12 protein-coding genes are annotated in these 12,819 nt (G+C 60.0%); 3 read left to right on the top strand and 9 right to left on the bottom strand.

The genetic code is table 11. From position 1 onward, the window contains the following. Window positions 1-10: 10 nt before the first annotated feature. The 9 genes from QPJ95_RS01530 to QPJ95_RS01490 form a co-directional block, all read right to left on the bottom strand. Window positions 11-1,936, bottom strand: a complete 1,926-nt coding sequence (locus QPJ95_RS01530; protein ID WP_270918849.1) for a beta-galactosidase — start codon at window positions 1,934-1,936, stop codon at window positions 11-13. A gap of 8 nt (window positions 1,937-1,944) precedes the next feature. Next, entirely contained in the window at window positions 1,945-2,793 is an 849-nt protein-coding gene (locus tag QPJ95_RS01525; protein ID WP_270918848.1) for an SMP-30/gluconolactonase/LRE family protein, read from the bottom strand. Continuing rightward, window positions 2,790-3,395, bottom strand: a complete 606-nt coding sequence (locus QPJ95_RS01520; protein ID WP_270918847.1) for a 2-dehydro-3-deoxy-6-phosphogalactonate aldolase — start codon at window positions 3,393-3,395, stop codon at window positions 2,790-2,792. The genes QPJ95_RS01525 and QPJ95_RS01520 overlap by 4 nt, the downstream gene beginning before the upstream one ends. Further along, window positions 3,392-4,303 (bottom strand): 2-dehydro-3-deoxygalactonokinase, encoded by a 912-nt coding sequence (locus QPJ95_RS01515; RefSeq protein ID WP_270918846.1) that lies wholly within the window; start codon window positions 4,301-4,303, stop codon window positions 3,392-3,394. The genes QPJ95_RS01520 and QPJ95_RS01515 overlap by 4 nt, the downstream gene beginning before the upstream one ends. An 11-nt stretch (window positions 4,304-4,314) precedes the next feature. Beyond that, entirely contained in the window at window positions 4,315-5,085 is a 771-nt protein-coding gene (locus QPJ95_RS01510) for an SDR family NAD(P)-dependent oxidoreductase (RefSeq protein WP_270918845.1), read from the bottom strand. Window positions 5,086-5,155: 70 nt separating this feature from the next. Further along, window positions 5,156-6,514 carry an alpha-glucosidase/alpha-galactosidase gene (gene melA / locus QPJ95_RS01505; RefSeq protein ID WP_270918844.1) on the bottom strand — a complete coding sequence of 453 codons (1,359 nt, stop codon included), beginning with the start codon at window positions 6,512-6,514 and terminating at the stop codon, window positions 5,156-5,158. A 33-nt stretch (window positions 6,515-6,547) separates the two neighbouring features. Further along, entirely contained in the window at window positions 6,548-7,396 is an 849-nt protein-coding gene (locus QPJ95_RS01500; RefSeq protein ID WP_270918843.1) for a carbohydrate ABC transporter permease, read from the bottom strand. Window positions 7,397-7,399: 3 nt separating this feature from the next. Then, complete coding sequence (locus QPJ95_RS01495) at window positions 7,400-8,293, bottom strand: carbohydrate ABC transporter permease (protein ID WP_270918842.1); 894 nt, start codon at window positions 8,291-8,293, stop codon at window positions 7,400-7,402. A gap of 92 nt (window positions 8,294-8,385) precedes the next feature. Beyond that, window positions 8,386-9,624 carry an ABC transporter substrate-binding protein gene (locus tag QPJ95_RS01490; protein WP_270918841.1) on the bottom strand — a complete coding sequence of 413 codons (1,239 nt, stop codon included), beginning with the start codon at window positions 9,622-9,624 and terminating at the stop codon, window positions 8,386-8,388. A 129-nt stretch (window positions 9,625-9,753) separates the two neighbouring features. On the opposite strand from QPJ95_RS01490, the gene QPJ95_RS01485 reads away from it, so the two are divergent. The 3 genes from QPJ95_RS01485 (at window position 9,754) to QPJ95_RS01475 (ending at window position 12,792) form a co-directional block, all read left to right on the top strand. Beyond that, complete coding sequence (locus tag QPJ95_RS01485; protein WP_270918840.1) at window positions 9,754-10,563, top strand: IclR family transcriptional regulator; 810 nt, start codon at window positions 9,754-9,756, stop codon at window positions 10,561-10,563. Window positions 10,564-10,566: 3 nt separating this feature from the next. Beyond that, window positions 10,567-11,628 (top strand): ABC transporter ATP-binding protein, encoded by a 1,062-nt coding sequence (locus QPJ95_RS01480; protein WP_270918839.1) that lies wholly within the window; start codon window positions 10,567-10,569, stop codon window positions 11,626-11,628. A 171-nt stretch (window positions 11,629-11,799) separates the two neighbouring features. Beyond that, the gene (locus QPJ95_RS01475; protein ID WP_270918838.1) at window positions 11,800-12,792 is read left to right on the top strand and encodes a BMP family protein; all 993 of its coding nucleotides are present in this window, start codon (window positions 11,800-11,802) and stop codon (window positions 12,790-12,792) included. Window positions 12,793-12,819: the final 27 nt, after the last annotated feature.

Here is a 12,819-nt window from a genome sequence, read left to right as displayed (position 1 = left end):
CTGAGTGCTGTCAAAGGGGCAGTGCCACACGCAGAACACCGGCAGCGGGCAGCGGGCCGGCCTCACAGGTGACCGGTTCGGCGTTGTAATTGAACCAGAAACGCTCGGTTGCGGTGTCGCGAATGCGCACCCCTTCGGGCAGCGCTTGGGTGGCAATACCAGCCCGCGCACAGAGATCTCCGATCAACCCGTCCAGCGCCGCATCATCGCCCCAGCCGCCCATATAGGTCACAGGACCCGTCCGCATCGCCATTGCGGCCCCGGCTTCTGTTTGCAGCACCACCTCTGCCGATCCCTCCAGTTCCTCCAGATACCCGGTGATAACGCCGCCGGATTTCAGCGCTACCGGCAGATCGGGGCGCAGGGTTTCAACCCGCGACACGGTGACGTCCAAGCCGGGAAAGGCCGGTGGCAGGGGCACAGGGATCGCCATATTGGCATCCCGCGCAGCCGTGCGTGGGCCAATCAGAACCTCAGCGCCGCAGTCCGCCAGCGCCTGTTTCAGATCCTGCGGCATATGCATCATGCCCGGTGCCAGCACCAGGTCATAGCCGCTGAAATCCCGGCTGTCGGGTGGCAGGATATCGACCGACAGGCCCAATCGGCGTAGTGCGCGGTAGTGATCAAACACCAGGCCGAAATAGCTCAACCCGGCGCCCTGTGGTTGCACCGCCCAGGCCCAATCGGCGTCATAGTCAAACATCAGCGCCACCCTGGCCTGTACGGGCTGCACCTCTGGCGCTTGTTTCAGCTCACCCGCAACCTGTCGCGCCTCGATGATCGCCGGGGCATCGGCGCTGTCGGGGCGCAACATGCCTGCGTGCATTTGTTCCTGTGCAAATGGGGCCTGCCGCCAGCGGAAATAACACACTGCCTCGGCCCCGTGGGCAAAGGCCTCCCAGCTCCACAGCCGCACCATGCCGGGCAGCGGCGAGGGGTTGTAGGGCGCCCAGTTCACCGGTCCGGGCTGCTGTTCCATCACCCACCAGCGCCCACGGCCGACGGCGCGGTACAGATCGTGGTGAAAGGCCTGAAAATCCGGGTGGCCCTGATTGGCATATTTGCGTTGCACCTCGGCGCTGGCACCAACGCGATCCTCCAGAAACCCCAGCGGATAGCTGTCCCATGTGGCGATCTCCAGATCCGCGCCCACCTTGAAGTGGTCAAAATCGGTAATCCGGCCCATATAGTTATGGGAAATCGGTGCTTTCGAGTGCGCCCGGATGATCTCCACCTGGGCCCGGTTGAACGCCACCACCTGATCCGAGGCATAGCGGCGAAAGGCCAGCGCATGCGACGGGTTCGGCTCGGTCACCGTCAGGTTGGGCAGGTCGATATCGTCGAAACTGGCGTAGTCCATCGACCAGAACACATTGCCCCAGGCCGCGTTCAGCGCCTCGATGCCATCGTTCTGGCCGCTGCCGGAAAACTGATGCCGCAGCCAGTGGCGAAACCCCTGACGAGCTGCGCCGGAGTATGAAAGGGTGGTGTCGTGGCAGCCGTATTCGTTGTCTGTCTGCCAGGCCGCCACATGCGGGTTCTGTCCATAGCGTTTTGCCAGTAGCCCGACAATGCGGCGACATTCCGCCAGATACCCGCCGTGGCTGAAACAGTAATGCCTGCGCGAGCCGAACTTGCGGGGACGACCCTGATCATCCACCGCCAGCATATCGGGGTGCTTGTCCAACAGCCATTTCGGCGGCGTCGCGGTTGGGGTGCCCAGCACCACCTTCAGCCCGGCCTGACCCAGCACTTCAATCGCCTGATCCAGCCAGTCCCAATTCAGATTGCCCGGCGTCGGCTCAATCCGTGACCAGGCAAACTCACCGATCCTGACCCAGGTCAGCCCGGCCTCTGCCATCCGGCGCGCGTCGCTGGCCCAGATGTCAGCGGGCCAGTGTTCCGGGTAGTAGCAGGTGCCTAGGGTGCGTTGCATTTTGGGCCTCACAGGATGACTTGATACTCGCGTTGCCCGGTGACGTCGGTGGCAATGCAAAAGGTTTGGCCGGCCTGCGCATCATTGCTGTCTACAGCGGCCGAGGTGACAAACAGCGTGGTCAGACCCGGCCCACCAAAGGCAGGGCAGGTGGTCTGTGCGGGCGGTAGGGGCCAGACTGACAGCAACGCGCCGCTGGCCGAGTATCGCGCAACGCGCCCGGCGCCCCATTGGGCATTCCAGAAACAGCCCTCGGCATCTACCACGGCGCCATCCGGGCCAAAATCCTCGCCCGAGAAATCCAGAAACACCTCAGGGTCACCTAGCGGCCAGCCATCAGCCTGATCCAGGGGTTGCCGCAGGATGCGTCCATCGGCGGTATCGGTGTAATAGGCGCAAGACCGATCTGGGGCAAAGCAAATCGCGTTGCTGATGGTGATGTCACCGACAAGCTGTTTCAGTTCGCCGCGATAAAACCGATAGATCGCGCCGGCACCGGGTTCAGCGTTGAACCCCATGGTGCCAATCCAGAACCCGCCCCAGGGATCGGCGCGGCCATCGTTTGACCGGGTTAACGGGTTGTCAGCCTCCAGTGGCACCACAAGTTCGCGCTGGCCACTGGGGATATCGAACCGATACAGCCCGGTCTCGGCGGCCATCAACAGGGTCTCAAAATCCACCCAACCGGCGGCTGAGACACAATCATCAAAGCGCCAGATGTGCTCGCCTTTCGCGTCGCGGTTCAACAGCTGCTTGGACAGGATATCGAACCAGAACAATTGCTTGCGCTCGGGGTGCCACAGGGGGCCTTCGCCCAGGGTGCAGGCCGTGTCGCTAAAGACCTGAGCCCGCGTCATGAGAAAACCGCGTCATAAGCGGCAACAATGTCATCGGCGCGGGTTTTCACATCCTCGGCGCTGAACCCGGGCTTGTAGAGGCCTGATCCAATGCCAAAACCGGTGATGCCTGCCGCCTGCCAGTCGGCAAAGTTGGCCGGGCCAACGCCGCCAACCGCATAGGTCTTGGTGCCTGCTGGCAGCACCGATTTCACCGCCGCCAGCCCATCAAGCCCCATCTTGAACGCCGGGAACAGCTTGATGCCATCGGCGCCGGCCCGCAGCGCCGCAAAACACTCAGTTGGGGTCATAACGCCCGGATACGACAGCATGCCCGCCGCCTTGGTCGCACGGATCACCTCGGCGCAGGTGTCGGGCGACACCACCATCTGAGCGCCGAACTTGGCCAGATGGGCCACCGCACCCGTGTCCAGAACGGTACCCGCCCCGACCACAGCCCGATCGCCTGCATGGCTAACCAGCCGCGCGATGGTGGCAAACGGGTCGGGTGAGTTCAGCGGCACTTCGATTTTGGTGATGCCGGCATCGATCAGCACATCGGCGATGTCACAGATCTCGTGGCCTCGAATGCCGCGAAGGATGGCGATGATTTCTCGTGTCATGGGGTCATTTCTGCCAGTTTGGCCCGGGCGGCGCGCAAGCCGTTCAGGGTCATGTTTTCAGCGGTAACGCGGCGCGCCATTGCGCCCTGTTGGGCAAGGCCACTTTCATAGGCCGCAGCAATGCCGCTTTCGCCGACAATCACCACATCCTGACCCAGCCAATAGGGGCGGGCGGCTGCCAGTTCGATACCGATCAAAAGCCCCGAGATCCGGGATCGGGCTGCGGCGCTGCCCAGATCACAGAGCAGCGTTTCGGCGCGGATGGAAAATAGATTGCCCGCCACCGCCGAGGGCCTGGAGATGGCATCGGCAACCGCCGCCTCAAACGCCTCGGCGTCCCAGCCATCATCGCCCACCGAATGGCGCAACACTGATGCGCCGCAGATCAGTGCAAACAGCTCGCCGGTCATGAAGGTGCGAAAGCTGACAACCTCTCCGGCGCTGATGTGAACCCATTTGCAATGGGTGCCCGGCAGGCAGATCACCCCGTCGAAATCTGGGGTTACCGCAAGGAACCCGGCAATCTGGGTCTCTTCTCCGCGCATGACATCAGCGGCGGGTAGCTGCTTGATACCGGGTAGAAGATAGACGCTGATCCGTGGGTCCTCTGTCTGTACCCGCGTCGCCGCGTCAATCGAGGGCGGGGTGCAGGGGGCCTGACTATAGCGGGCTTCCGCCCATCCCTGACGGGATCCGACCATGCCGCAGCAGATCACCGGGATGCGGCCCTGTTCGGGCAGCGCAGCGCCGACCAGAGCGATCAGCGTCGGCTCAAATTCCTCTGGCCGAAGGCTGGACATGCCCCGGGCGGAAGCAATGTGCTGCAGCACTTGGTGCTGATCATCCATCAGCCACAGCCGCAGATGCGAGGTGCCCCAGTCAACGGCAATCCAGTTTAGGTTTTCCATATCTCCGGTCCTCAACCTGATACCACCACTCCGCCATCAACCGCCATGGTCTGGCCGGTCATCATCCGGCTGGTACCCGAGGCCAGGAACAACACGGCATCAATGATATCCTGCGGTTTCAAATGGTCTTTCAGGCACTGGCGCTCCAGATGCGCCGACAGGGCCTCGGGCGTCGCCCATTTCTCTAGCTGTTTGTCGGTTAGCACCCAGCCCGGCGCCAGCGCGTTGACTCGGATGCCGTCGGGGCCAAATTCACGCGCCAGACCACGGGTCATGCCGGTGATACCCGCATTGGCACTGACATAGGCCGGATAGCCCGCATTGCCCATCATATAGCTGATCGACGAGAAGTTGATGATGGACCCCGTGCCTGCCGCTTTCATTCCCGGCAGCACCGCCTGACAGGCAAAGAAGTAGGCCTTGAGGTTGATCGCCTGCATCCAGTCCCAGAACTCTTCGGTGACCTCCAGCGTCTCATGGCGCTGGTCGTTGGCGGCATTGTTCACCAAAACGTCGATGGTGCCGTTTGCCTGCGCGCTTTGCGCGATGGCGGCCTGCAGGGCAGCGGTATCGGTGATGTCACACTGAATGAACAGCGGTCGCTGACCGGTGTCGCGCTCCATCTGATCGACAAAACCCGAGGCATCCGAACGCCCGACAAAAGCCACCTTGGCGCCCTGGCGCAGGAAGCCTTCGGTCAACGAGGCGCCAATGCCCGAGCCGCCGCCGGTGATGAAGACGGAAGCACCTGCAAGATCGTGAAATGTGGCTGTTTTGCTCATCGTTGGGTCTTTCGTATGCAAGGGTGGGAGAGACCCCCACCAAGTTCGGTTTTCATGTTCGTGACATGGTTCATGTTGCGACCTTACCGCTGACCCAGCCGGGCATCCAGTCACCATGCGCGACCAGCAACTCGTCCACCAGCTTTCGGATCTGGCGCAGATCCAGCTCGGCGGCGGTGCGCGGGTCCATCATGGCGGCATGGTAGATATGGTCGCGGTTCTCGGTCAGCAGCGCCTGCACCGTCAGCTCCTGCACATTGATATTGCTGCGCATCATCGCAACCAGCTGCGGCGGGATGTCATTGACCACCGTGGGTTGAATGCCACTGGCATCCACCAGACAGGGCACCTCAACCGCCGCACCCAGCGGCAGTTGCGGGATCTGGCCGCGGTTTGGAAGGTTGCCATAGATCACTGACGGCGTGCCGGTGGTGATGGCGTTCATGATGATCGCCGCATATTCGTGGCTTTTGGCAACTTCGAGTGTCGGGGCCTGGCGCAGCGCCTCGGCCTGAGCGACCCAATCGGCGATCTGCTCTTCACAGCGAAGCGGGTATTCATCCAGCGGGATCTGAAACTGCTCGATCAGGTCAGGCCGGTGCGATTTGATGAACCAGGGCACATATTCCGCGAAATGCTCGGAGGATTCGGTGACGAACAGGCCAAAGTGTTTCATCACCTCATAGCGCACAAAATTCGGGCAACGATCATTGGCGCCGGTGGCGGTGGGAAAGCGGCCCTCGTCATAGCCCGCCTTCAGGGCAGGGTAGAGATCCCGGTAGCTGCCATCCTTTTGACGGCCCTCAAACTCCAGATAAAACGCCATATGGTTGATGCCACCGGCGCGATAGCGCAGATCACTGGCGGCGATCCCCAGATCCCGCGCCAGTTCCTCGGCGGTGCCCTGAACCGAATGGCACAGGCCCACCTGTTTGATCTTTGGGTAGCGCGCGCCAATCGCCCAGGTGTTGATCGCCATCGGGTTGACGTATTGCAGCAAGGTCGCCTGAGGGCAGACCGCCATCATGTCTTCGCAGACCGACCACAGATGCGGCACGGTGCGCAGGCCCCGCATGATGCCACCAATGCCCAGCGTGTCGGCAATGGTCTGATCCAGACCATAGCTTTTGGGGATGTCGAAATCGGTGACAGTGCAGGGCCTGTAACCGCCGATCTGGAACGCCACCACCACGAAATCCGCGCCCTCCAGCGCCGCTCGTTGATCGGTGAATGTCGCCACCCGCGCCGCCACACCCATGGATGCGATCATCTTGTTGGCCACCAGCGCGGATTCCTCCAACCGGGTGGCGTCGATATCCATCAGGGCGATCATAGCATCGCTCAGGGCAGGGTGGTGCAGCACATCGCCGATGATGTTGCGCATGAAGATGGTCGAGCCGGCGCCGATAAAGGCAATCTTGATGGCCATTGGCTTTCCTATACGAATATCCGCGCTTGCGGATTACTTGACAGCGCCCAGAGTCAGGCCCGCGATGAAGTGTTTTTGCAGCAAAAAGAAGATCGCAACCGGTGGCAGCGCCGCCACTATTGATCCCGCCGAAACCAGATGCCAGGCGGCGACCCACTGACCGTTCAGCGAATACAGACCCGCAGTGACCGGCTGGCTTTCGGCACCCTGGGTCAGCACCGTGGCCCAGAAATAATCGTTCCAGATAAAGGTGAACACCAGCACCGCCAGCGCCGCAATGGCCGGCCGCATCAGTGGCAGGATGATGAACCAGAAAATCCGCCATTCCTTGACCCCCTCAACCCGTGCCGCCTCGATCAGCTCAACCGGCAGCGCGCGGATGAAATTGCGCATGAACAGGGTGCAGAACCCGGTCTGAAAGGCGATGTGGAACAGCGCCAGCCCGGTGACGGTGTTGTAAATGCCCATTTGCAGGGTCAGATCCCGCACCGGCACCATCAGGATTTGAAATGGCACAAAATTGCCGGCCACAAACATGAAAAACACCAGCATGTTGCCCTTGAATTTATACACTGCCAGCGCAAAGCCCGACATGCACGACAGCGCCAGGGTGCCGATCACCGTGGGAACAGTCACCCGGACTGAATTCCACATGTAACTGCCCAGCGGCGTATTGGTGAAGATGTCCGAGTAGTTCTGCGCCAGATTAAAGGATGTCGGCCAGCCCCAGTAATTGCCGGCGGTGATGTCTCCCGCCGAGCGGACCGAGGTCAGCGCCACAGCGATCAGCGGCAGCAGCCACAACACCATGGCAAAGGGCAGGGCGGTTTTATACAGCCGTTGCACGGCGGCCGAGCGGCGCTCAATAGGGGTTGGGAACATCGGTCAGTGGCCCTTTTCGTCGCGGTACATCTTCACCAGGAAGACGGTGATGTAGATCATCATGATCAGGAACAGGACAACGGCAATTGCGGCGCCATAGCCCATGCGGAATCCGTACTCGGAAAAGGCTTTTTCATACATGTAGTAGGCCAGCACCCGTGAGCTGCCCCAGGGGCCGCCTGCGGTCATGATCGACACCAGATCGAAACTGCGCAACGCGCCAATGACGGTGACCACGATGGCGATGAAGGTGGCCGGTTTCAGTTGCGGCAAGATGATGTACCACAGCATGTTCCAGCCCTTGGCATTGTCCAGACGCCCGGCCTCGATCTGTTCGGGGTCAACGGCGTTCAGCCCGGTAATATAGAGGATCATGCAATAGGCGGTCTGCGGCCAGAGCCCGGCAAAGATGATGCCATAGGTCACCCAAGTCTCATCGCCCAGGATGGTCACCGGCCCCAGGGAGAACCAGCCGAGGATCACATTCAGCAGCCCATAAGAGGGGTCATAGAACCAGGTGAACACCAGGCCAACCACCACTTGGCTGATCACAAAAGGAAAGAAGAACAGCGATTTATACAGGCGCATGCCAAACACAGTCTGGTTCAGAAACAGCGCGATGAACAGGCCCGCCGGGATCGCCAGCATATAGAGCACCAGCCAGATCACGTTGTTCTTGAGCGAGGTATAGAACGCCTCATCATCCATCAGCTCAACATAATTGTCGATGCCAACAAAGGTTTTGTCCCCCAGACCATCCCAGTCATACAGCGAAATTTGCATCGACTGAAAAATCGGAAAGATCACATAGAACATGAAAAACAGAATGGCCGGCGCCAGGAATAACACCGGGGCAAGGCTGCGCTGATTGAAACGGGATGCGCGAGACGCTGACATGGGTCAAATCCTGTTGGTTTATTAGGGGGTGGCATCTGCGCAGGGCAGTGACGCAGGACCCTTGGGTCCTGCGCGATTTTTTAGTACTGCTCTTATTTGTAGACGCGCTGACGGGTCTTTTCGAGACGCGCCAGAATGGCGTCCAGACGCTCGGGCTTGACCATGAACTCCTGGAACCCTTCCATGCCGATCTTGGCCATTTCAGCCGGCGCATCGCGGTCAAAGAACTGGGCAATGCCGCCATCGGTTGACGACAGCATGGCATAACCAGCCTGCAGGAACTTGTCGTCACCCACGGTTGCATCCTTGTGGATTGGCAGCTGACCAAGCGTCTCATTGATCTTGGTCTGCGCATCAGCCGTTGCCAGGAATGCCAGGAATTTCCTTGCGTCTTCCTTGTTGGTCGCATTGGCCGGGATGTGCAGCGTATCGGTTGGCGCTTCTTCGGCCAGCGGTACATCCGGGTTGATCACCGGGAACTGGAAGAAGCCCAGCTGATCATCGCTCAGACCTGCCTCACGCAATGGCGCCACGGCAAAGTTGCCCATGACATACATGGCGGCGTCGCCAGCAACCATTGGCGCCAGGGCTTCCTGCCATGAATACGAGGTGTGGTTCTCCAGGAAGAAACCGGCGTCGATCAGCTCTTTCCAGTTGTTCATGGTGTCGACAACGCGCGGATCGGTCCACTCGACCTCACCTTTGGTCAGCGCCATGTGGAACTCATAGCCATTGGTGCGCAGGTTCAGGTAGTCAAACACACCGCCTGCCGTCCACAGGTATTTGGTGCCGATGGTGATCGGGGTAACGCCTGCCTCGGTCAGAGTGGCACCTGCCGCCTTGAACTCGTCCCAGTTGGTGGGCACTTCGATGCTATTGGCCTCAAAGATGTCCTTACGATAGTAAACACCCCACTGGTAATAGGTGTAAGGCACCCCCCATTTTTTGCCGTCGATGGTCATCGAACCGGCCGCCGAGGCCAGCGATTCGTTCAGGCCATTGTCGTCCCAGACATCGCTGACATCTTCAAACAGGCCGGCGTTGACGTAGGGCAACATGCGGTTGCCGGCATACCAGTTGGCCAGATCAGGCGCATCAGCGGTCAGGAAGTTGCGGATCGAGGTCTTATAGCCCTCGTGATCGAACAGGTTCCATTTGACGGTGATACCTGGGTTGGCCGCCTCAAAATCGGCGATCAACTGTTCAAAGGCCGCCTTGGGGGCCGGGTCGGATGTGTCGGTGTTGATCACCAGCTCACCCGCGAATGCAGATGTCGCAAGGATCGTCGAGGCAGCTAGCGCCGCGATGGTTGTTTTGAATTTGGTAACCATGATGCCCTCCCTAGGCGGTTTCATTATTTGAAACTGAATTTCACATATTGAAAATATAACCGCGACTCGCTATGTCTTGTCAATGCTTTCGTCCAGGTCTCTGGTCGGAAGTGATCGAAGGAGGTATCTATGGCAGAACGGCAGGCAGGGGACGGAACCGTCGGAAAAGCACTGGAAGTGCTTGATATGGTGGCGGGCTTTGAACGTCCCGTGCGATTTTCAGAGGTCCTGGAGGACAGCCCCTATCCAAAGGGGACGCTGTATCGTTTATTTCAGACGCTCACCAATCAGGGCATGTTGTCCTATGACCCGGATCGTCAAACCTATGGGCTGGGTGTGCGGCTGGTCCGTCTGGCCCATGCCGCCTGGCAGCAAAGCTCCTTGGCGCCCATTGCCCGCAGCTATGTGGATGCCCTGTCCCAGTCCACCGGCGAGACGGTACATCTGGCGCAGTTTGACCATGCACAGGTGCTCTATCTGGACAAACGCAACGCGCTCAACCCGATCGAGATGTATTCACAGGCTGGCAAGATTGGCCCGGCCTATTGCACCGGTGTTGGCAAGGCGATGATGGCCTTTCTGGGCGAAGAAGAGGTGGCCCGGATCATCGCCCAGCAAAGCTTTCACCGCTTCACTGAACACACGCTAACCACCGAGGCGGCGCTGCGGGCTGATCTGGCGGACATCCGCGTCAAGGGGTTCGGCATGGACCGCGAAGAGCACGAGCCCGGCATCATTTGTATCGCCGCGCCAATCCTGACCCGACGCGGCCGGGTGCTGGGCGGGCTATCGGTCACATCGACCACTGCACAGAAATCACTGGCCGAGCTTGAGGCGCTGGCGCCGCAGGTTCAGGCCACAGCACAAGACATCGCGGTCGAGGCCCAGAACTGGCGCTTTCCTGACCAAGCCACTGACACTATTCGAGCGGGGACATAATTTATGTCGGGACTGACACTGAACAACGTGGTCAAGAAATATGGCGACATCCAGGTAATCCACGGGGTTGATCTGACGATTGATGACGGTGAATTCTGCGTCTTCGTCGGCCCCTCGGGCTGCGGTAAATCCACCCTGTTGCGGATGGTCGCCGGGCTGGAAGAAACCACCGATGGCCAGATCACCATTGGTGGTCGGGACGTCACCGCAATTGATCCCGCTGAACGCGGTGTGGCGATGGTGTTTCAGACCTACGCCCTGTACCCGCATATGACGGTTGAGCAAAACATGGGCTTTGGCCTGAAGATGACCGGCCACCCCAAGGATGAGGTCCGGGCAAAGGTTGCCGCCGCCTCCAAGATCCTGAAACTCGACGATTATCTCGCCCGAAAGCCCAAGGCTCTGTCCGGCGGCCAGCGCCAGCGCGTCGCCATTGGTCGCGCCATCGTGCGTGGCCCCGAGGTGTTCCTGTTTGATGAGCCGCTGTCCAACCTTGATGCCGAGCTGCGCGTCGATATGCGGATCGAGATCGCCCGCCTGCACAAGGAAATCGGCGCCACCATGATCTATGTGACCCATGATCAGGTGGAGGCAATGACGCTGGCGGACAAGATCGTGGTGCTGCGCGATGGCCGCATCGAACAGGTCGGCAGCCCGATGCATCTGTACAACGATCCCGACAATAAATTTGTGGCCGGCTTCATCGGCTCGCCCAGTATGAACTTCATCGACGGTGTGGTCGAAGGCGGCCAGATCCGGGTGCCTTCGCTGGGGGATGTGCTGGTGGCCACTTCGGTTGCTTTGCCGGCGGAGGGCGCGCCGGTCTATGTCGGGTTGCGCCCGCAGCATCTGAACATCGAAGAGGGTGACAGCGATATCAAACTAGATATCCGCGAGCAGCTGGGCGGCGTCGCCTATGTCTACCTGACCACGCCCACCGGCGGACGTATCACCGTTGAAACCCGTGGAGACGAGGCTCTCCCCGAGGGCGGTTCGGTCAGGTTGCGCTTTGACGACGCGGATGTGCTGGTTTTTGACAAGATATCCGAGCAGCGTCTGCGGTAACAAACTGCCCTGTAATGTTTTTTTTAATGCCTGGCCCTTGTGCGATTTGCTTGGACGCGGCCACAACAAAGGGTCATATGGCCTTGTGTTGTGCCTTAAAGTGCGAATTTTATTGACCGGTTGGTTAAATAAATGCCTCATTGCGACATTCATTCAACCGGGGATTGGCAGATGAAAAGCAAATTTTCTATTACACGACGGGCAATGTTGGCCGGAACGGCTGCGCTGGCACTTATGTTGCCCGCCGGTGCGGCCCTAGCCGGAACCGTCAAGGTCGCAGCTATTTACACGCTGCCGGTGGAGCAGCAATGGATCAGCCGTATCCACCTGGCGCTGAATGCCGCCAAAGACCGCGGCGAGATCGACTATGTTTTCTCGGAAAACGTCGCCAACACCGACTATGAGCGGGTGATGCGCGAATACGCTGAACAAGGCGTGCAACTGGTGGTGGGCGAGGTGTTCGGCCTGGAACGTGCGGCGCGCAAAGTGGCCGCAGACTATCCCGAAACGGGCTTCCTGATGGGCTCCTCCTTTGGTCCGGTCGCACCGAATTTCTCGGTGTTCGACAACTGGATCCACGAACCAAGCTATCTGTCTGGCATGGTGGCGGGCGCCAGCACCGAAAGCAACGTGATCGGCATGGTCGGTGGCTATGCGATCCCCGAAGTGAACCGGCTGATGAACGCCTTTATGGAGGGCGCCCGCGCCACCAACCCCGAGGTCAAGTTCCTGGTGAACTTCATCGACAGTTGGTATGATCCGCCCAAGGCCAAGGAAAGCGCCTTTGCGATGATGGATGCCGGTGCGGACATCATGTTCGCCGAGCGGTTCGGCGTCGCCGATGCCGCCGTGGAGCGTGGCGTCAAGGCCGTCGGCAATGTGATCGACACCTCTGCCGACTATCCCAATACCATCCTGACCTCTGCCCTGTGGCACATGGAACCCACCATCGACCGCGCCATTGCGGCTGTGGCCGGTGGCACGTTTGAGGCAGCCGATTATGGCCAGTACAGCTTTATGGGCTACGGCGGCGGATCCTTGGTGGTGGATGAATCGCTGGTCTCAGCCGAGGTGCTGGCCGAGGTCGAAAAGACCGAAGAGTCGATCATGGAGGGCATGTTCCGTGTCAACGTGAACGACGACCGTCCGGTCTCGGATAAGTAACTCAAGTTCAAACTGATGGGAATGGCC

It is taken from the genome of Parasedimentitalea psychrophila (assembly GCF_030285785.1).
Taxonomy (GTDB): domain Bacteria; phylum Pseudomonadota; class Alphaproteobacteria; order Rhodobacterales; family Rhodobacteraceae; genus Parasedimentitalea; species Parasedimentitalea psychrophila.
This window is presented reverse-complemented; position numbering and strand designations above follow the sequence as displayed.